Below are 21,765 nucleotides of genomic sequence, written 5' to 3'. Positions count from 1 at the left end.
TGCTGAGTTGTTAGTGAATCTACAAAAGAGGCTGTATTGAAGCTAATAGTTAAGTAAATTGAAATAAACCAAATGAAGGCGATAATCAAAAGATTAACGCCTTCATTTAATAACAATCTAAAGTGACGACTTTTACTTTATCTTGGTAAGACCAATCAAAACCGCAATCCCCCCTCCAACCATGCCTAACCAAGCTTCAATCGGTGTATCACCGTTTATAGCGCGAACCACTTGAGAACTTGCTGAATCATAAATGTTGTAACCCCAAATCGCTAACGCTACACCTAATGCAATGATTACGATACCAAGAATTGTTTTATTCATTATGACTCCAAGTGTTTATAAAATTTTAGTCTCGACAACAATGATTAATACGACTACTTTGGTGCATCCCTCTTATAAATAATATTAGTTTTTTAATCGCAAAGCATTATAGCCTGATAAAGGCTATTTAATCGCTAAGGAGTACGTTATATGAACAAGAAAATTCTACCACTTATCATTTTTAGCACCTTTATAGTGTTTTCGATTGGTCATAGTGTTGCTAAAGACAAAGATTCAAAAGGTAATAACGGCAAACAAAACTCTGAAAAACACCAAACAAAGCATAACAATGATAATGAACAGGCCTCGCTGAGCTATTTTAGTCATGACCGTCAGATAGTCATTAAAAATTACTACGACACAATTCGAAGTGAAAAGCATTGTCCACCAGGACTAAGCAAGAAAAACAATGGTTGCCAACCTCCTGGACAAGCTAAAAAATGGCACAAAGGCCAACACCTGCCGAAAGATGTAATTTACTATGACGTGCCTCTTGTACTTACTACTCAGCTAAGTCGCACTCCAGAAGGGCAAAAGATTGTCCGGATAGGAACCGATTTACTTTTGATTAGTGTAGGTACGGGGATGGTGATAGATGCGTTAGAAGACCTTAATGATATTTTTTAATAAGATCTTGATAATATGAATATTTTAAGTAATTTTAAATAAATAATCTCAATTCGGGTTAGCTGAATAAAGGATATTTAAATAGTCAAAGTTCAAGTGTTTACCCTCAAACTTGAGCTTTGCGCTGATAACAATGCGAATTAACGTGTCAATAGCTGTCCTATTGCGAATTTTTATGTGTAAAAAAACGTAGTTAGCGTTGCAAAGAGCTGTTTGATATGCGTTTATTACCCCCAACTGAGGTTAAATAGCACTGCTAAAACAATAAATAAATCGAAAACTTGTTGTAAATAGTAAAAATCAATTCGTTATCAGTTTCTATCTACTAATAGGTGTTATCACCTCAGTAAAAACCAACGCAATGTCATCGAAACAACCATAGCTGATTAAAGTAAAAATGGGCCGCATTGCTGCGGTCCAGCCACAAAGTACACCGTATTCAAAAAACGGGTTTGCTTTTAAAGCTCAAGATTTCTGGTTAATACTTCAGCGGATGTAATTATGCGCTTTGTACGGTAAAGTTCAGGATGTTTTTCACTATCAGCGTAACCTACTGGTTCGCCTGCGCCTGTGTTTACAAACCAAGAGCTTTCAGGAGTGCGGTCGCCGAGTAGTTTTTTTAATTCAGCTGGTTTGATACCTATTGCTTTGGCTGCCGCATTGTATGTACAGCGGATCCTAGCTTCGTTTAGGTAATCTTGTATGATGTTAATTTTATCCTGCATTAAAATGTCATTCCTAGAAAGTTAACGCCCAATAAATGGGATAATTTATTGTTGGCAAAAGTGTTGAACGGAGTGAAAACAGCCAACTGTAAATTTTCCCTCTTGGGTGTTTTGTAGCCTGCGCACAAAATAAATAATTATACTTCAAAAAGCAGTTTTTAGCTGTATTAGAATGCCTCAATCTATCAAATAGACCTTTTAAGCTGATTAAGTCTAGTAAACCAGCCACATTCCCTGCTATTAGCACAAAAAAACACTACCGAACATCAATTAAGTGACTCTAATAATCAATTAACATCACACGTCCCACCTAATGACAATCAATTTCATCGTTAATAGATATGTAAAATAATAGATATAAATAGTTTTATTTGCTCTTGTTGCAAAATTTAAGTCTACACTTATTCAGTAATTGTTTGTATCTAAGCGTAGATGTGTAATTGATGCTAACTCATTTTATGCAGATTATTAGATTAACCTAAGCGTTGTAATACAGGTCGATACTAGTACATACATAATAAAAATAGGATTACTAACGAGCGAATAAATTTAACCCATTGTTTAATAACAATGTAAGGCAATAGACAAACAGATAAGAGATTACCCTTGATATCAATAACAGCTCCAACAGGTTGTTTACTCGGGTTCAATTTTTCATTTTTAGGAGATATTATGAAATTTAACTATGCCATTTTGGGATTACTATTCGCTGTCGGCAGCGTATCCACTCACGCCGAAACCGTAAACCTTACTTCACTAGATTGGGCCCCCTATTCAGGAAAAAGTCTAGAAAATAGAGGAGCTAGTGTTGTGGTAGCTCAAGCGGCATTTAAAGCTATGGGTCATGAACTTGTTGTCGATTTTTTTCCATGGAGCCGAGCTGTAAAACTGGCTTCAGAGCCGGGGTCTAAATATGCAGGATATTTTCCAGAATACTTATATGAGTCAAATGAGTTTACTTTTTCAGCGCCCATGGGACAGGGTCCGCTAGGTTTGGTTGAAAACATAGCATCGCCTATTAGCTGGGCTGAGGTAAGTGATCTCGCTAAATATAAATTGGGCGTAGTCCAGGATTATGTCAATACCGAAGAACTTGATGCACTTATCGCCAGCAAAGTGATTAAACCTCAGGTTGTCACATCAGATGAGATTAATGTTCAAAAAGTTGCAGGCGGTCGTATCGACGCAGCAGTGATTGACGCAAACGTATTCAATTACATGCTCGCCAACAGCAGTAAGCTGGTAAAAAATAAAGATAAGGTACAGATGAATACAAAGTTATTAATGAACAAAGAGCTTTATGTAGCATTTCGAAATGATGCCGATGGCAAAAAATGGCAAGAAATTTACAACCAAGGCTTAGCTAAAATTGATATAGATGCGCTGATGGCAGAACATTTAAAGTAATCACTAAGTAGTCAATAACAAGTGCCGACATGTTCCAATAGATTTCGGACTGCTATATCGGCATAAGTAATATTTAAGTATCGCAATAAAATGGATTACGTTGCTTTATACACTCAAGTTAAAATGAGTACTTTTTATGACGCTAATGAAATCAATTTCTTTTAAGTTAATCATGGCAGCGCTGGTTACTGTAACCTTTTTAGTTGTAATATTTGGGGTGTATGACTATCTAGCACAAAGTGCAAAATTACAACAGAAACAAAATGTTCAACTTGATTTAGTTGCTTCAAGACTACAGTTAAGCCTACCTAGCGCAGTGTGGAATTATGAAGAATCTCAAATGGCTCGATTACTTGATTCAGAACAACAATCTGATGATGTTGCTTTTTTAAGTTTTCATAATGATAACGGCGACCAGATTGCCCAATCTAAAGGTGAAAAAAGTACTAACTTTCGTACAATACCCCTACAATATGTAGAAAATGATACCGCCTCTGATATCGGTACTGTAAGATTATACATTGATGATACTAGCATCAAAGAAGAGCTAACAGAGCTCGCTTTTAGGGCTATTTTAAAAGGGTTATTACTGGATGTTTTTTTAGTAACCGCACTCTTTTTTCTATTTAGTAAACTGATTACTCGCCCACTCACCCATGTTGCTAATGCCTTAGAAAATATAGCCAGTGGCGAAGGCAATTTGACCCGTAGGCTTCATGTAAGTCGCGAAGATGAAATTGGCAAAGTATCAAGTTCATTTAATATATTTGTAGAAAAAATTCAAGTGCTTGTACAATCTATACAGTTTTCTGTTGATGATGTGTTTCGTGCTGCAAGAAATGTACACACCGTAGCTGAACTCAGTCGTGGGCATGTGCACGATCAGCAATTAGAGACCGATCAGGTTGCGGCTGCAATCACCCAAATGTCAGCCTCAGCAAAAGAAATTGCTATCAGCGTGAAGCTTTCAGCAGAATCGGCATTGCAAGCTAATATGGATACCAAAGAAGTATCCAACATTATAAATGACTCTATTGATTCTATAAACGATCTATCTAGTCAATTAACAGAAGCCGCCACTGTAGTAAATTCGCTAGATAAAGATGTCACGGCGATCGTGTCCATACTAGATGTGATCCGCAGTATTGCGGAGCAAACGAACCTATTGGCGTTAAATGCAGCTATTGAAGCAGCTCGAGCCGGAGAGCAAGGCCGTGGTTTTGCTGTAGTGGCGGATGAAGTTCGTGCACTTGCTAGCAGAACCCAACAGAGTACTGCTGAAATTCAAACCGGTATTACTAAGTTACAATCCGGTGCTAAGTCAGCAGTAAAAGTGATGCTTGAAAGTCAAAGTAAAAGTGAGGCTTCAGTGGTCAATGCCCAAAGTTCGGGAACAGCCATCAATAGAATTTTAATTTCTACAGAAAAAATCACCGATATGGCAACTCATATTGCAACAGCAGTAGAACAACAAAGTACGGTAGCCGAAGACTTAACCCATAACATCAACCGTATTGTCACATCGGGTCAGGATAATCTTATACAGCTAAGTGAAATGAATAAAAACTCTGAAGATTTAGAGTCGACATCAAGAAATTTAAAGAAATTAGCCAATCAATTTAAAGCCTAACTATCTAGGTGGCTCTGGCTAATAATGCTAGAGCCACCTATTTTTATAATCAATTAATATCTCGCCTATCCACTTTAATACGATAGCCTTAATGGCTATTCAAGCTTAAAAATAGAATCCGAGTTTTCAATTAATTTAGGCGCTTACAAGCAAGCTAAGAGTAATCTAAAGCGAGTTCGATAACTCACTCGCTAAAATCAACATAATATCGGGTCAAACTTGTTAAAACTCAAGTGCAGCTTCGATTCTAGCTAGACCTCTTTCAGCGCTCCTCATCATTAATAATGTGCTTCCCATACACCTTTTAATATTTTTTATTGACTATCAAATTGTTAACCAAATAGATCCGTAAGTGCATCGATATCTTTGATAGTAAAGGTGATTAGCGCTCTCGATAAAGTAAGTAACTATGATACACAAGGAGTTCGAATGAACATTAACCAGAGAAATTTAGCACCCATTCAAGTTACAATTTTTGCTGTCTTATCTGGTTGCGGCAGTTGTTATGGTTATGGTGAATCCTCAAGATACTAAATACCTTAACAACGAGCTATAAAAACAAACAAATACTAATCAACTACTTCAATTTTAACGTTAATCAAACCATTAGATATATTAGCGATGCTGTTGAAGGCTGACTTAGAAAGGTCAATGATACGGCCCTTAACAAAAGGACCACGATCATTGATTTTCACGATAATACTTTTGCCATTGTTGATATTGGTCACTTTGACATTTGAGCCAAAAGGTAAACTTTTATGTGCTGCTGTATTTTGACTGTGAATATATAAATCACCGCTTGCCGTTTTCTTGTTTTGATGTCTGTCAGAATAGTATGAGGCTTGACCGGATTCAGTGAAGTTTATTCTCTTTCCACCGGCATCTGGCTGTAGCGAAGTACACCCTGTTAATATGAAGAAAAAAATTAACAACTGAATTTTTCGAGAAATGGCAACCATGTTTTGTCTTTTAGTATGTTCACATAACGAGCCTGTGGAATGGCTCATTTGTGGTGATTTAATAATGTCACGAACACTAACTGAGTTTGAATAGTGATTCAAATGAAACCGCTGTTTTATTAATGATTAGGGTAAATATCGTTTTGTGATGCCAGAAAACTGTGGGGATGTGTTACAAGTAAGCAATATAACGCACAGGGCTATTGGCCGACTATTTAGGTATTTGCTTCCTTTGAGCCGCACAAGAGTTTCAATCCGACAGTGTTGGCCAATTTATAATTTAGTATGCTTTTCCACTGTGATTAAAAAGGCTTCTGAATGTTTTCAGAAGCCTTTTATAAAAACTAGAAAGTCGTTTGATATGGGCTAAATAGTGTTTAACAGCATGAGGACTTTTCCTCACCGTTTATAAACAAACACTATCACCCTATTTTAACACTATAGCTTTTGCCAAACATTGTTCACGCCGGGCTCATCGCCTTTTGTCCACCATTTTGCCTGGTATTGCGCATTGTTATGGATAACTTTATCACCACCATTGTAAGTAGAACCCGTATTCCAGCTTCCTATCGGGCTACCATCTGTAATGACTACCTCCCAAGCACCACCTGCGTCAGGTCTATCACCCTGAGTCCACCATTTGGCTTTATATTCAATACCTTGATATTTAACCTTATCGCCTGTGTTATATATTTTTGTGGCAAGCCATGTGGTGTCGCCGCCAGCATCGATATTGTTAACTGTTACTGTAAAGCTCTTAGTCACATTACTTGTGCCATCAGACACGCTAACGCTAACAGTATAAACGGTGTTCTGGCTAACCTCGCCCGCCAATAAGCTAATATTCGCACCACGGCCTTGTAAGGTTAATCCTGCTGGAACAGTCCAGTTATAAGTTAACGCATCGTTGTCGGCATCCGTTGCATTTACACTGACTGTAGCGGTTTTATTTTCATCGATACTCAGATTCGCAATATCCGCTATCACAGGAGGTTGATTAATAACATCATTTGCAAGAACTGTGACTGTGGTTGATTTAGTCACAGTAGTCGTACCATCAGATACACTTAAAGTGGCAATATAATCTGTGTTTTGACTTACATTAGGGGCATTAAGCACTAGAGTATTAGTATTGACACCTGTTGCGGTAAATGCAGCATCAACTGCCCAGCTATAGGTTAATGGATCATTATCTGCGTCAGTTGCGGTTGCAGCTACAGTAAGTGAATTACCGGTTTGAACGCTATAGCTAGCCATTAGCTGAATCACAGGCTTACTATTAACAGGCGTACCACCCGCTAAACCTTCATGCATAGCATTGAGGATATCACCGTTATCAGCATCGATTTCCCAGGCAAATAGTCCTGCCAAACCTAAACTACGAACATATTGACCTTTGGCATTAACAGAACGAGGGCTATCATAGGTAGCCAAAGTACCACTGCTTTTATTCCAAACATACGCTGCCTGTGCTTGTTCGTCATAAAAGGTTTCAAAACCATTAACACCGTTACCCGATGCACCAATCATGGCATTTTTCATGCCTTTATAGTCTTGAATACCCGGCTCCCAAACACCATTGGTAATCGTGCCGGTCAGTTTGCCTGTGCCCATTGCGGTCATTGGATTATTACCTATGGCGTTAGCAGGCATCACACCCTCCCAACCTCTACCATACATAGCTGCACCGACTACAATTTTAGATGCAGAAACCCCTTTAGCAAGCAGCTTTTGTATACCGTTATCTGTAGTATAAGCAGGGCCTTTACGCGGTTTACCTTCATCATCTAACCCAGTACCATCACATTCTCCAGCGGTTAAATGTTCACCACAGTAAATACCGGTTTGATGTCCGGTGACATTGTTCCAGCCACCATAAAAGTCATAACTCATGGCAAAGATATAATCCATGTATTGTGCAGCTTGGCCATAATCCACATCTTCAATTTTATCAAATCCAACACCTATAGCTGATGTCAGTTGATATTCACGTCCAGTATCTGCCTCTAAACCATCAAGCATGGCTCTTAACTCTTGCATTAATGCGACATAAGCTGGGCCATCATTAATTGGATCGCCTAAATTAGGATTTGGTCCACTTCCACCTGGATATTCCCAATCGATGTCGACTCCATCATAAAATTTCCACGTTTGCAGAAATGTCTTCATTGAAGCAACAAAAGTGTCGCGATTAGCTTTATTTGTGAAAGAATGAAAGGGATCAGACAAAGTCCAACCACCAACAGAAGGTAATATCTTTAGGTCAGGATAACGTTGCTTTAACGCCATTAATTGGGCGTATGTACCACGGATAGGATCTGTGTTACTTATGCCAGGTAAGGTTTTTTGAATGGCCGCCCAAGGATCATGAATAACCACTTCATAATCTGCGCTGCCTTCACAGGCTTTTTGTAAAGCACGCCAGCTATTACCATTTTCAATCTCTTTTAATGATTCATTAGCGCCACAAATAGGAATAAAACCATAGAGTATATGGGTTAAGTTTTTTGCGGGAATATTCGATACATCAAAGTCTCGACCATAAATCCCCCACTCAACAAAATAAGCGCCCACTACGGTATCTTGCTGATGTTGATAGTCTTTATTGTTAGGATTAACATCCATAGCTAAAGGTGGTAAATGGCCGCCGTCGGTATCGGCAATAACAATAGCTTTACCGTCACTCACACTACAACCAGTACTGTCACACAGAGCAACCGTTAAATTATGACGTCCTGATTTATGGTAAGCAAAATTAATCACACCACTTTGGGTGCCCGCGGCTAAATTGCCTTCATTGACTAGCATGTCATCAAAGTAAACTTTGTAGCTATTGCCCCCGGTACCGCTCCATGCATTCCATTTTATATTGATGTCGACTTGATTTTTTACCGTCACTAAATCTTTGTAGGAACCTTGACCATCTAGGTTAACTTGTACAAATGAATAATCTTGCGGTTGCCAGTCTATGCTAGGTTTTGATGCTGCGGCTGCAGCTTGCCAAGAGGCCGCTGCCGCACTGAGGGCAAAAACGGTTAATAATGTATTTTTCATAATAATTCTCTTCTCATTCTTATTAGGGTTATTTTGATTGTTCAGATTTGTTACTCACTCTTTTGCCATACACTGGCAACACCGGGCTCATCGCCCTGTGTCCACCACTTAGCACTATATTTACTACCACTGTGCATAACTTGTGTTCCTCCTTGATAAGCCGTTTGATTATTCCAACTCGGTGTTTGACCGTTATCAGGCATTGCCAGTTTCCAGGCATCGCTTGTTGCAGGTATTTGATTTTTATTCCACCACTTAGCTTGATAAACCTTACCTTGATAAGTGACCTTGTTACCGGCGCTATAAGCTTCAGTTCCAAGCCATAACGGTATATTCGGTAGACCAGGATGATTAATAATGTTGACGTTAAAGGATTGACTGGTGGTGAGTTTCCCATCTGAAACAGCTACTGAAACTGTCACTAATTGATCACGTTCAACCTCTCCAGCGAGTAAACTAATATCAGCACCACTGCCTGTAAAACTTAAGGGAGCGGCCACTTGCCATTGGTATGTGAGTGGGTCATTTTGGTCGTCAAAGGCATGAACATGAACACTAGCTGCCGTGTTTTCATCCATATTCAGCGGCGTTAATTGATGAACAATTGGTGCGGTATTTTCAGATTGCGGCATAACAGATAGCGCAAAGCTATAGTCAGCATCTAAGGTCCAGACTTTATTTGAAAGTAGGTTATTCACATCAAAGCGAATATCGCCCTCTGCTGTTTTGATGCCTATTTTTATTAATTGATCATGTAAGGTGTTTAGCAATGTGCTGAAATCAGCTTGCCAATGTTGAACATTGGCAACCGTAACCTCAAAGTGTTGATTAATCAGTTCCTGTCCAGAGCCGTTAAATAATCTTAACCACACTATATCTCCAGCATTGGCGACTTGCCCTTGCTTGACAAAATAGTCTTGAGGTAGCCATTGCTCTGGGGCAATATCATCACGAACGATGTTAATGTCGCTACAGTTATAAAAACCTTCCCCAACCACATCATCACGTTGCCAACGACTATATAACAAGGCATCCCCCTGACGGTCGGCCGGAATAGTGACCTCCATATCGTAATAGCGACTGCCATCTGGGGTTTTAATAAAATCGATGTTGCCATATTCTTGTATCAGTTCAAGATCTTGCCAGCGCAGTACATCTGTACTGGCATTAAACCCAGGCTTAGACAAATACAACTTCCAAAAGCTAGGGTTATGAGGTGTTTTGGCATTAAAACGAATTTGAATGTTCCCTTGCCCATTGGGAGTGACCTTAGTTTTTTGCCAATCAGGTGAAGCAAGGTTTAATCCGCGTTTTTCAAATACCCCCGCAGAACACAAGCTACCGTCAGGTATCGCGGCCATAACCGCTTGTTGATTATAGTAATCAGCTACATTGACAGAAATTTCATGCTCTTGAACAAACGCTATATATCCAGACTCGAGGAAAGCGGCTCGACAGGCAAAATTAGGCATGTTCGACCCATCACTTGGCCACCAATAACCGCCTTGCTCCTGACAAATTGATTGACGCGCTTTTGGGCTTTCCATAAAGCCATGGGCATAACTTGTCGTAGGTAATAACATGCTGGTGATCGATAAAAGCACCCCACTGGCAATTAATGTGGAGGTAAATAGAGTTTGCACAGATGTATTATTCATAATGTATCGTCCTTAATAACTAAATGTAATGCGAGTAAATTATGCCCCTAGAAAGTCTAGGGGCAAGACAGTTACAAACTACATACCTGCTGCCAATCTGCATCGCTAGGTTCAGCGCGAGTCCACCATTTGGCTTTCCAAACCACTTGGTTACTGAGCATCATGTCACCCGTTTTTGCGTGATCTGGATTTCCTTGCCAGTCCTTTTGAGGGAAATTAGGATAAACAGGGATGTTTGCAACATTAACGCCGCCACAGCTTTGACCAGTGCCACCACCCTCAACTTTTTTCGCTTCCGGTAAAGCTGGGTACTCAGCTTTAAATGCATAGGTTTTATCGCCTTTCTCTACAGTAAAGTTTGCCGGCCCTGTAAAGGGCATGTAATACATCACTTGCGCGATAACGGTTTCACCCGGTTTAAAGGATTCAACAACACCACCAAATTCATTAAGCAGCGTGATTGAAAAACGATGAAACTCATTTTCAAATCCGCCAATATTATTGCCTGCGGCATTTGATGCATTCGTCTCAATGGCCATTTTTAATTTTTTCTGCGAATTCCAGTTAGATTTGAAAATTGCCGAGGTTGATACGGGTACATCAAAAGCAATTTTCGCCCCTGATAAATCCAGTTGTGATTGATTGGTAAAAGAAAAACTTGCACTAATAGGATAATTGTCATCACCAACAGGGAAGTCTTTGGCAACAAAATCAATATCAACCATTTGTTCTGGAACCACAAAAGCGGGATCGCCTTTGTGAATATCATAAGCCGTACCACTTTGACGGAACTTATCGTAAGCAATAGTCGTCATGGTTGACCCCATGTAATACTCTTGCTTTACTTGGTCATAATCAAAATCACCAGCCAGCTCCCAAAACATCACCCCGCCAAGTCCATTGTTAATGACATAATCGACTTTACGAGCCATAGACTCTTCATCTTCAATTGACAGGAAGACTTTCTTTTGGTCATTCCACAGCCAAGGCGTAACAGCTACTGCATCATAATAACGTTGATAGCTGCCGACTAATTTATCCTCGGGATCCGTTTCTGGCTTTAAGCCGTAGGCGCTGATATAGCTACCATACTTACCTTGTTCCAGATTTTTTGTATGCCATAGTGGGTTACTACCTGCTGCAATTTCATTATCATTTTCAATGTCATGCCATAAGTTATCTATACCTACAGCACCATTGCCACAAGAGTTTTTATCCCCTTTACCCGTGCCTTTTGGACAAGTAGCTTGATCTGCTAAGGCCGCTTGGCCCCATAAACCATTGGTGCCGCCAGTCACATCTTTGAAGCCGCGGGTATAATAGGGAATACCAATATTTATCCGTCCTGCCGACAAGGCACCGCGGAAATATCGTACTGCCCAATCTGTGTTTAAATAACCAATACCTTCAAACTCAGCCGTGCCATAAACTCCCCACGCAGCAAGCTCTGAGTCTTCGCCAGTATCAAATAGCGCTGCATTAGGTCCAACATGAGAATTCCACGCTCCGTGTAAGTCATAGGACATAATGTTGACGTAATCTAAATATTGAGTTGCTTGGAATGTTTCCATGCCACGTAATAAATAACCTGAAGAAGGTGATGCTATGGTTAATAGATAATGTTGCCCATCACTCTGCCCCGCCTTATCCAGTGCTTCACGTAATGATTTCATTAACACCAGATAAGATTTGTTTAATGCTGCACGGCGAGGATTAGAAAAATCGAAATCATCAGGGTGGCCTGAATCAGACATTGAAGACGGATATTCATAATCGATATCAATACCATCAAAACCGTACTGCTTGATAAAGCTAACCGCACTGTCACTAAAGGTTTTTATCGCTGCATGATTAACACTGCCATCAGCATTTGTGGTCAGGGTGTAAAAACCACCATTGGCAACCCGACCCGTTTCATCAAAAAAGCCACCGGTTTCAGCCCAGCCACCAACAGATATCAGGCTTTTAACATGGGGATATTGCTTTTTATATTTGGTTAATAAATTAAAGTGACCTTTATAATTCAAGCTTGTGTCTAGCTCTGCGCCAACAACATCGGGCCACTCCATATTAGTGGCTGGATTATTGACGCTATTAGGATCACCAATTGACACTTTATTATTGGCATCAATATGCGCGAAAGCGTAATTAATATGAGTAATCTTGTCCCATGGAATATCATTAACTAAATAACTAGGTTGGTTATTGGCACCATTACGCCAACTGGTAAAGTAGCCAATAACTCGACGTGGATGATCCGCGCCCATTTTTTCACGACCATTCACATCGTAAACCGTACAATAGGGCGTATTAGTCTCAGGGGTTTGATATAAACCGCTCGGTTTACAAGCGTCTCTATCGTTACCAACGTCGCCCACTGCAACAATATTGACAATAACCGCAGCACTAGTGCCAATCGCATTATCATCATCTGTGGCTTGCAAGGTAAATGTTACCTGCCCTAACTCAGTGGCTTGCCAAGTAAAACTCTCACTAGCAGTTACCGAAGAGAATACTGAACTGTCATTAGCAAATAACTCAAGCCCAGCAACTGAGCCATCAACATCCGTCGCCGTTAAGGCAAATTGAACTTGATCGCCAATATGAACTTCTAGGGGTGAGTCGATGATAGTTAAGTTTGCACTAGGTGCCTGATTATTCGGTGGAGTATCTTTTTGCTGTACCGTCAAATTCAATAGACTTGAACTAGTAGCCTTTTGTTTATCGTCATAAGTCGTCACTGAAAAATAGTGTTGCCCTTTGACGGCAGACCATGTCACTTGATTTACGTTCGCAGCCAAGGTGGTCAGTAAAATACCGTCAAGAAATACATCACTATGATCGATACTGCCATCACTATCTTGTGCCAAAAATGATATGACAACGCTGTCATTTTCAGTCAAAGAAGTATTGTTTGCTGGCGAAATCCAACTAACCGTAGGGGCTAGGTTGACATCACCACTTTGGCAGTCGCCCAGTTTCTTCCACTCTTGCCATGAGCCAGAATGCTGCATCGGGTCAGTCTGATTCCACCACTTAGCTTCAAAGGCTTGCTGTTGAGTTTTGACCTTCTGACCCGCGGTATAGGTAGAACCGGCTTGCCATTGAGTAAACGCATTGCAATCAATAACAGCCCCTTGTACTGAACATCCTAAAAATATCAGTGATAAAACACCAATATTCACAGCGGGTTTTAAAATAACTTTATTTTCCATGTTCTGACCTCTTACCATATAGTTGTTAATTATTTGTTACGTCTGATTTTAAAATAGCACAAACTTCAAATTGCACAATATTTATTCAAAATAGTGTTTTTATACCGATATAAGGCTCCATATGTGCGTGCACCATGGATTGTTGAGCTAAAAAACCAAACAATAGCTAGAATGTTATTAACTCGATAAAGTCGATTTAAATACCAGAAAGGGAATGATGGAAAATTAAAAATGGAAATTTATTTTATTAACTAAAGCAAGGTATTAAGAATAAAAAACACTAAAAAACACTAAATATTAAGCGAAATAATTAAGCTTTCACTTACCCTATATATCATTAAGCTCTAATATAGATCTGAAATAAAATAAAAATAACTAACCTGATGACCTAAATACGATTTCCGCTAATCGTGTTGATAAAGCATCTACAAATGAAATAAGTTTAAAATGAAGCTGAGATCAACAGGAAGGTGAAGTATTAATCTCATCAACACCTCCCCAAAGAGACTTTCTGCATGGATGACTGGGTATATTTAAATAAACTATCATCGGGTTAACGTTTGAAAAGATCTTCTACCCATTTAATAACAACACCCATTGTGACCATAGCATTTAACTTTAGCAGTGCAACAGTATCACCCGACTCAAGTTCGCTTTCACCACAACGGGGATCTGAACGCTGCAATGCGCCTGTCATACTATGGTCAATTGGAATAGGTTCGCAGCCATGATCGGACTCACAAATGAAGTCCCATTTATCGCGCGCGGGTAAGTGACAAGTAAAGCAATTACCGCCAAAACGATTGTTCACATCGACAAAACCGCGCTTTGCAATGGTAGAACCTTGCTCATCAACGGCGAGTTCAAAAAACTCCCAATCACCAGTGGCTGGAAAGGTGCCCGCTTCTCGCTTAACCATCACTTCGGTGGGCACTAATTGCACTACGGAACCCGTTGGATAAATAGCCCCCTCAGGCGCATTGGCGGCGGCTAATGTTCCCTCCATATTACCGAGTAAATTATCAACATAAAAGTGACGTACTGGAGTCATGTCTCTGATACAACTAAAGCTTTTTTCACTTATATTTAGCACACTTTGTTCTGCACTAATTGAAAATGCCATGAAAGATAATATTAACGAACTTGTAATTGTCGTGATTATTTTATCGTATGTATTCATATAAAAACCTATAACGTTGTTGATAGAAACAGCCTGTCTTAAACAAGCTATTTCCGATGATTAACTATAACTTAAACTTATCAACCTAACGGTTTTTTTATGTACTCTTACGCATCTGCTGCCAAGTTAGCAAAGTTCGGATCGCACCGCATATTAATCCTAAAAAAATAAGGTTAACTCCAGCGCCAAAATGCGCTGACATCTCTGCAACCTCTGCCATAATTTCATCGGCATGGGTAATGCCATACCAAGAAAGACCAACACCTAAAATCAGTGATAAAAGTGACAAAAATAAAAATAAACCTGATAAATACTTCATCGCTGTGTGGCAAATTTTCTATTAATTAAACAAATAGTTTTGTGATAAAAAGTAACTATATTCGTAATTTAGGCAAGTCGTGGGAAGAATTTAGCCGTAATCCTCATAAAATCGATAGTTGCTAGTTGATATGATGAAAAACTTCAATTCGTACACTATACTTTAATAGCATAGCTTTACTTCATTAAGCTTCTGATCTAAATGTGATTAAAATCACTAATATCGTTAATTCAGCTCAGTATATTATACACTTCCTTATGAGGCCACATTGACATTTAACCATCAATTTTACAGAAGTTTATGCAAGATGTTTCGAACAACGGCTAGCAATACATGAATAAACAACAACGTATTAGAAAGTTACTGCATACTTAAAAAGCTTAGGGTAAATATGTACTTAAAATTTTTGCCTAACAACTCAAACCTATAAGTAAAAGAGCTACATTATTGAGATAGATATTATGAAGACCATTGACCTGGCTGCGCTAAAAGATGTGATGGATTTAATGCTCGATGCTGTTTGTGTTGTGAATAAAAATGGATGTTTTGTATTTGTTAGCGCGGCGTTTGAAGATATATTTGGATATGCGCCAAATGAAGTCATCAATAAACCAATGATTGACTTTGTTTATCCTGAAGATGGAGTCAAAACACTTCAAGTTGTAGAAACACTTATCAGTGGTGAGAATCAACGTCGTTTTGAAAATCGTTGGGTGCGAAAAGACGGCAAAGTTGTTGATATTCTTTGGTCTGCAAGGTGGTCTGAAGAACATCAATTTAGAATCGCAATTGCCCATGACATTACTGAACGTAAACAAATGGAACAGCAACTTCATCATATTGCTGGACATGATCCTTTAACACAATTACCTAATAGATCATTATTATTTGAACGCCTGCAGGCTTCGTTAGGATTGGCGCGCCGAGGCGGAACACATTTGTCATTATTATTTATCGATATCGATGGTTTTAAGCATGTAAATGATAACTATGGTCACCTCGTTGGCGACAAATTATTAAAGAGTATTGCTAAGCGTTTACATGATTGTGTGCGCAAATCTGATACTGTTGGGCGTTTTGGTGGCGATGAGTTTTTAGTGATATTAAATGATATTGAGTCATTTGATAAAGTGCTTATTATCGCAGAAAAAATTCGTTCCGAACTCGATAAACCTTATAAATTTGATGAGTTGGTTTTACAGTTATCTCCAAGCATTGGCTTAGCACGTTACCCTGAAAATGGTGATAATGAACAGCAGCTAATACAACATGCTGATCAAGCTATGTATCAAGCTAAAAGCACCGGAGGCAATAGCGTAAAAACCACCGTAAACAGTGCTAAATAATATTAAGTCTTGCCTCTATTTAATTGATAAATAATTTGATTTGAACTGCCGCGCCATTTTAAAGTTGGATCTGCCAAAGACTGTTCAAACTTACCATCAATCAATACATCTACCAGTGCGGTAATGTCCTGTTGCTCAAGGGTTAAATTTGCTAGTTTATAGCCAGTCCACAACCAAATATCTTTGTCATTACACTCTGTTTTTACTCGCCTAACTAACTTAAGTACAGCAGCAATATTACCAGGATGCAAAGGATCACCGCCGCTTAAGGATAAACCTTTACGACGTATACGGCTGTCATTCAAATCAGCTATGATTTCGTCTTCTAATGCTTGAGTAAATGCATGTCCAGCATCAGATCGCCAAGTTAGCTGGTTATAGCAGCCTTTACAGGCATGCTCACAGCCGCTGACAAATAAGGTGCAACGTGTGCCCTCGCCATTAACAACATCAACACTGTGATATGCACTATAAAACATTAAATGTGTTTCACCCGTCGTTTTACTTCTTGTTGTTTGCCATGATTAAACGGCCTGGCATCTGGGCTACCTAAATAACCGCATACTCGGCGGGTAACCGACACTCGGCTAGGTTCATGGTTACCACATTTAGGGCATACAAAACCTTTACTGGTGCAATTAAACTCACCGATAAACCCACAGTCGTAACACTCGTCAATAGGAGTATTAGTGCCGTAATAAGGTACTCGGCTATAACTGTAGTCCCATACGTCCTCTAAAGCTTCTATGTTATTTTGCATGTTAGGATATTCACCGTAACAAATAAAACCGCCATTAGTTATTCCTGGATACGGCTGTTCAAAGTCTATTTTATCGTATGGGTTCACTTGCTTTTCAACATCTAAATGAAAACTATTGGTGTAATAACCTTTGTCTGTTACCCCTGTTAACACCCCAAACTCTTTCGCGTCTAAACTGCAAAAACGGCTACAAAGGTTTTCACTTGGGGTGCTGTATAAACTAAAACCATAGCCAGATTCTTGTTTCCATTGTTCAGTGTTTTTCTTAAGGTATGACACGACTTTAAGCGCTTTTTGACGTAACACTTCATCGTCAAACACATGTTGTGCACTGCCATATAAAGCATTAATGGTTTCATGTAAGCCGATGTAACCTAATGAAATTGACGCTCGACCATGTTTAAATATTTCACTGATGTCATCATCTGCTTTTAGGCGAACACCACAGGCGCCTTCCATATATAAAATTGGCGCAACACGGGCTTTAACACCCACTAACCGAGCAATACGAGTGTCTAAAGCTTTTTTTGCTACCACTAGGCGTTTATCTAATAAAGCGTAGAACTTGGCCTCATCGCCCTTAGATTCTATCGCAATACGTGGCAGATTTAAGCTCACCACACCGAGGTTGTTGCGGCCTTCATGTACCAACTGACCATCTTGCTCGAACGTGTCTAAAAATGAGCGACATCCCATAGGTGTTTTGAATGAGCCAGTGGCCTTAACCACTTGTTCATAATTCAAAATATCGGGATACATGCGTAGACTTGCACACTCTAGCGCCTGGCGTTTGATGTCGTAATTTATATCTGCCGCTTTATGATTAACGCCATCTTTTATCGCAAAAACCAGTTTAGGAAAAACCGCTGTTTTACGATTTTTACCTAATCCCGCCTTGCGCACAGTTAATATTGACTGCTGAATTAAGCGAGACTCCCAACTTGTACCCAAACCAAAGCCAAAGGTGACAAAGGGCGTTTGCCCATTGGCGGTATGCAAGGTATTCACTTCATATTCAAGTGATTGAAATGCATCATGGCATTCTTTTTCTGTTTGCGCTTTTGCAAAGGCTTCAGCGTCGGCAATTTGCCACTTAATCCCCGTCGCAAGATGCTTTTGATAGCTTTTTTGAACAAAGATTGCCAACACTTCATCAATACGATTAATGGTGGTGCCACCATAAATGTGACTCGCCACCTGGGCAATTATTTGCGCCGTTACTGCCGTTGCAGTCGAAATAGATTTGGGGGTTTCAATTTCGGCGTTACCCATTTTAAATCCGTGGGTTAACATGCCGGCTAAATCTATTAGCATGCAATTGAACATAGGAAAAAAAGGCGCGTAATCTAAGTCATGATAGTGCAGCTCCCCCCGTTCGTGGGCGGCCACCACATCTTTGGGTAACAAGTGCGTTTTGGCATAATGTTTTGCCACAATACCGGCTAATAAATCGCGTTGAGTGGGTATAACCTTGGCGTCTTTGTTGGCATTTTCATTTAACAGACTGCTGTCACTTTGCTCTACTAAACCGCGAATTTGACAATTTAACTTACTTTTGGTCTCGCGGCTCACATCGCGATCATGTCGGTATTCAATATAATGACGTGCAACCGACTTAAAAGGACCTGACATTAACCTGTTTTCAACTGCATCTTGTAGTTGATGAATATCCACTTCTGTTTGTTGCTGAAACTCTTGTTCAACTGTCAATGCCAAAGTATTGGCATAGTCATGATCTGATTGTCCGGCAGACTTCATTGCTGCAATAACGGCATCTTTTATTCGACTTGAATCAAATGCAGTGCGGCATCCGTCGCGCTTAATAACAACCAACATAACCAGCTTCTCCTTTAGCGTCGCCAAATCAATATATCGGCATACGAAAAACACAAAACACTATATGTAGTGTATTAAGCGTTAAATCGTCACTGACCGTGTTGATCTAGATCATCATTTTTCACGCTAAAGAAAAGCAAAGTAAATTTATGTTATAAGCACCAAAAATCGGCTTGTTAGCGCTTGATCATAGATATCAAGCTAGTTTAGGAACAATATTTTCAAATTAGTTTTTAAGCGACGCTTTAATTAAATGCGCGATATCTTCAACTGCTTTTTTACCCGCGGCAATCGCTTCATCTGCACGATGAAACTCCATGGTGCCAATATCAGATACATTGGGAATAATACAAATATCTGGTGGGTCGCCCATTAATCGAGATCGCTTATGACGCTGTTCTAAAATATCCATCGATTGTGACATTACCGCTAACATGCCAGGGTGCGACTTAGTGCCAAGCGACAGTTTGTCACTTAAGCTACTGATATAGTCTTTGCCCTTACCCAATAAATCCATAAAGCCTGAATCTTGCGGTTCAGCATCTGCATCAAGGTGTTCATCAGACACAGGCTCAGAGCTACTGACTTGCTGGGGCAACACTTGCATTTGTTTACGTAAATAACCATTCAAATCAACAGCGATGACAATATCGACACCAAGCGAGCGACATAATGAAACTGGTACTGGATTAACTACGGCACCATCAACTAACCAACGGCCATTTTGTTGTACTGGCGGTAAAAAGCCAGGCATAGAACATGATGCCCTGACAGCATTGCGCAATAATCCTTCTTTAAACCAAATCTCCTGGCCAGAATATAAATCCGTTGCCACTGCGGCAAAGGGGTGTTTCAAGTTTTCAATGTCAACAGCGCCAATATGAGTAGACATAACATCAAATACTTTTTCACCGCTAATAAGCCCACCTTTACGCCAACTAATGTCCATTAATCCAATAACATCCCAACTTGAAAAGCTACACACCCAACTTTTAAGTTCAGCTAGACTGTCATTAGCATATGCCGCGCCAACCAGTGCGCCAACAGAGCAGCCAGCAATTTTATCCGGGTAAATACCTAATTCAGCCAAGCCTTCAAGCACACCAATATGCGCCCAACCTTTCGCTGCACCACTACCTAATGCCAATCCGATAATCGGTTTTTTCTCTGGTGAAGCTTGAACTGGTGCCATTTACATACTCCATAGGGTCACTTTTAAACGTAAATAATCAGGCTTTACTGGCCAAGTGCTTTATTAGCATAAACAAGCAAGTCATTATTGGCTATAGCAAGCTTATCCAGCTATAATATTTGGCTATTATTTTCTAGGGGATCCACCTTTGCAGTTTTCTGATTTTTCGCTTGATAAACGCTTGTTAGATAGTTTGAAGCATATGGGTATTACTGACCCAACCGAGATCCAAGAACAAGCCTTACCTATTGCCCTAGTGGGTAAAGATTTGATGGCATCATCGAAAACTGGCTCGGGGAAAACTTTAGCGTTTTTACTGCCTGCGATGCAGCGGATTATTTCCAGCAGAGCGCTGTCGAAAAAAGATCCTCGCGTGCTGATTTTATTGCCGACTCGTGAACTTGCTCAGCAAGTATATGGTCAACTTAGATTACTGGTTGCCAACACCCAGTACAAAGCAATCAGTATTTTGGGCGGCGAAAACTTTAACGACCAAGCCAAAGGTTTGTCCCGTGACCCACATTTTATTGTGGCAACTCCGGGTCGAATTGTTGATCATCTTGAGCAACGTCACTTGTTTTTAAATGGCCTTGAATTACTTGTTCTTGATGAAGCTGACCGCATGTTGGACCTAGGGTTTGCACCACAACTGAAAGCCATTAATGAAGCTGCAGATCATAAACGTCGTCAAACCTTGATGTTTTCAGCCACTTTAGATCATCAAAGCATTAACGATATTGCCGCCACATTATTGAAGAATCCAAGCCATGTGGCTATTGGCACCAGTTATGCTGAACACAAAGATATTGAACAAAAAATGCTGTTTGCTGATCATCTAGATCACAAACAAGCACTGTTAAGCCACTTATTGAAGCAGCCAGAACACAAGCAGACTATTGTATTTACCGCAACTCGCTCAGACACAGACCGCTTAGCCACTCTTTTAGCTGAACAGGGATTTTCTACCGCAGCATTAAGCGGTGAGCTAAAACAAAATGCGCGTAACCAAATTATGGATCAATTTAGTCGTGGCCAGCAGCAAATTCTTATCACCACGGATGTGGCCTCTCGAGGGCTAGATTTAGTTAACGTGTCATTAGTGGTTAACTTTGACATGCCAAAATTTGCTGAAGAATATGTCCATCGTATAGGCCGTACTGGCCGTGCTGGCGCTAAAGGTATTGCAGTTTCATTAGTGGGCCCAAAAGACTGGCAAAGCTTTTTACAAGTGCAATCATTTTTACGCAAAAACTTTGAATTTACCGCGGTCGACGGTTTACCGGCTAAGTTTTCGGGCTTAAGTCAACAAGCGGGAACGAAAGCCGCCAAAGACAAGCCTGAAACCAAAGTAGCAGCTAAAACTAGAGCTAAGCAAAAAGCTAAAGCAGTCCCTAAGCGCGATAAAACATTTATTACTGGTATCGACGTTGGCGATGCGCCAATGCGCCGTAAAGCGAAACCCATTGTGATTATTGAACAAAAAATCAGTGACAGTGAAGACTAATTATTAAGTGACTCGCCGGTTAAAATATC

16 protein-coding genes are annotated in these 21,765 nt (G+C 39.9%); 5 read left to right on the top strand and 11 right to left on the bottom strand.

Annotated elements, in window-relative coordinates; genetic code table 11:
• Positions 1-132 precede the first annotated feature (132 nt).
• On the bottom strand, positions 133-324 hold the full coding sequence (locus ACRWQM_RS06800; protein ID WP_434931663.1) for a DUF3185 family protein: 192 nt from the start codon (positions 322-324) through the stop codon (positions 133-135).
• A gap of 150 nt (positions 325-474) precedes the next feature.
• Here ACRWQM_RS06800 and ACRWQM_RS06795 point away from each other — a divergent pair, with 150 nt between their 5' ends.
• Positions 475-951 (top strand): hypothetical protein, encoded by a 477-nt coding sequence (locus ACRWQM_RS06795; RefSeq protein ID WP_434931662.1) that lies wholly within the window; start codon positions 475-477, stop codon positions 949-951.
• A 458-nt stretch (positions 952-1,409) separates the two neighbouring features.
• Here ACRWQM_RS06795 and ACRWQM_RS06790 read toward each other — a convergent pair whose 3' ends face one another.
• Positions 1,410-1,676: a hypothetical protein gene (locus tag ACRWQM_RS06790; RefSeq protein ID WP_434926472.1), complete on the bottom strand. Its 267-nt coding sequence runs from the start codon at positions 1,674-1,676 to the stop codon at positions 1,410-1,412.
• 672 nt (positions 1,677-2,348) lie between these two features.
• Here ACRWQM_RS06790 and ACRWQM_RS06785 point away from each other — a divergent pair.
• Positions 2,349-3,083: a substrate-binding periplasmic protein gene (locus ACRWQM_RS06785; protein ID WP_434931661.1), complete on the top strand. Its 735-nt coding sequence runs from the start codon at positions 2,349-2,351 to the stop codon at positions 3,081-3,083.
• A gap of 145 nt (positions 3,084-3,228) precedes the next feature.
• Positions 3,229-4,713 carry a methyl-accepting chemotaxis protein gene (locus ACRWQM_RS06780; RefSeq protein ID WP_434926473.1) on the top strand — a complete coding sequence of 495 codons (1,485 nt, stop codon included), beginning with the start codon at positions 3,229-3,231 and terminating at the stop codon, positions 4,711-4,713.
• Positions 4,714-5,282: 569 nt separating this feature from the next.
• On the opposite strand, the gene ACRWQM_RS06775 is transcribed toward ACRWQM_RS06780, so the two are convergent.
• The 6 genes from ACRWQM_RS06775 to ACRWQM_RS06750 all read right to left on the bottom strand — a co-directional run bounded on the left by ACRWQM_RS06775 (position 5,283) and on the right by ACRWQM_RS06750 (position 15,098).
• Entirely contained in the window at positions 5,283-5,672 is a 390-nt protein-coding gene (locus ACRWQM_RS06775) for a septal ring lytic transglycosylase RlpA family protein (protein ID WP_434926474.1), read from the bottom strand.
• Between the two features lie 438 nt (positions 5,673-6,110).
• Complete coding sequence (locus ACRWQM_RS06770) at positions 6,111-8,726, bottom strand: glycosyl hydrolase family 18 protein (RefSeq protein ID WP_434931660.1); 2,616 nt, start codon at positions 8,724-8,726, stop codon at positions 6,111-6,113.
• Positions 8,727-8,776: 50 nt separating this feature from the next.
• Positions 8,777-10,384, bottom strand: a complete 1,608-nt coding sequence (locus ACRWQM_RS06765; RefSeq protein WP_434931659.1) for a lytic polysaccharide monooxygenase — start codon at positions 10,382-10,384, stop codon at positions 8,777-8,779.
• A gap of 71 nt (positions 10,385-10,455) precedes the next feature.
• Entirely contained in the window at positions 10,456-13,599 is a 3,144-nt protein-coding gene (locus ACRWQM_RS06760; protein WP_434931658.1) for a glycosyl hydrolase family 18 protein, read from the bottom strand.
• 553 nt (positions 13,600-14,152) lie between these two features.
• Entirely contained in the window at positions 14,153-14,722 is a 570-nt protein-coding gene (locus ACRWQM_RS06755) for a hypothetical protein (protein ID WP_434931657.1), read from the bottom strand.
• Positions 14,723-14,876: 154 nt separating this feature from the next.
• The gene (locus ACRWQM_RS06750) at positions 14,877-15,098 is read right to left on the bottom strand and encodes a hypothetical protein (RefSeq protein WP_434931656.1); all 222 of its coding nucleotides are present in this window, start codon (positions 15,096-15,098) and stop codon (positions 14,877-14,879) included.
• A 461-nt stretch (positions 15,099-15,559) separates the two neighbouring features.
• Between ACRWQM_RS06750 and ACRWQM_RS06745 the strand changes: the two genes are divergently transcribed.
• Positions 15,560-16,444 carry a diguanylate cyclase domain-containing protein gene (locus ACRWQM_RS06745; RefSeq protein ID WP_434931655.1) on the top strand — a complete coding sequence of 295 codons (885 nt, stop codon included), beginning with the start codon at positions 15,560-15,562 and terminating at the stop codon, positions 16,442-16,444.
• Positions 16,445-16,446: 2 nt separating this feature from the next.
• Here ACRWQM_RS06745 and nrdG read toward each other — a convergent pair whose 3' ends face one another.
• From nrdG to rssA, 3 genes are all read right to left on the bottom strand, one after another.
• On the bottom strand, positions 16,447-16,923 hold the full coding sequence (gene nrdG, locus ACRWQM_RS06740) for an anaerobic ribonucleoside-triphosphate reductase-activating protein (protein ID WP_434931654.1): 477 nt from the start codon (positions 16,921-16,923) through the stop codon (positions 16,447-16,449).
• On the bottom strand, positions 16,923-19,040 hold the full coding sequence (gene nrdD / locus ACRWQM_RS06735; protein WP_434931653.1) for an anaerobic ribonucleoside-triphosphate reductase: 2,118 nt from the start codon (positions 19,038-19,040) through the stop codon (positions 16,923-16,925). The genes nrdG and nrdD overlap by 1 nt, the downstream gene beginning before the upstream one ends.
• 226 nt (positions 19,041-19,266) lie before the next feature.
• Positions 19,267-20,232, bottom strand: a complete 966-nt coding sequence (gene rssA / locus ACRWQM_RS06730) for a patatin-like phospholipase RssA (protein WP_434926479.1) — start codon at positions 20,230-20,232, stop codon at positions 19,267-19,269.
• A 148-nt stretch (positions 20,233-20,380) separates the two neighbouring features.
• Between rssA and ACRWQM_RS06725 the strand changes: the two genes are divergently transcribed.
• The gene (locus ACRWQM_RS06725) at positions 20,381-21,736 is read left to right on the top strand and encodes a DEAD/DEAH box helicase (RefSeq protein ID WP_434931652.1); all 1,356 of its coding nucleotides are present in this window, start codon (positions 20,381-20,383) and stop codon (positions 21,734-21,736) included.
• Positions 21,737-21,765: the final 29 nt, after the last annotated feature.

Origin of the sequence: Shewanella sp. HL-SH5 (assembly GCF_051163755.1) — a bacterium.
GTDB lineage: Bacteria > Pseudomonadota > Gammaproteobacteria > Enterobacterales > Shewanellaceae > Shewanella > Shewanella glacialimarina.
The sequence above is the reverse complement of the archived record's forward strand: the minus strand, read 5'-3'. Positions and strand labels throughout refer to the sequence as shown.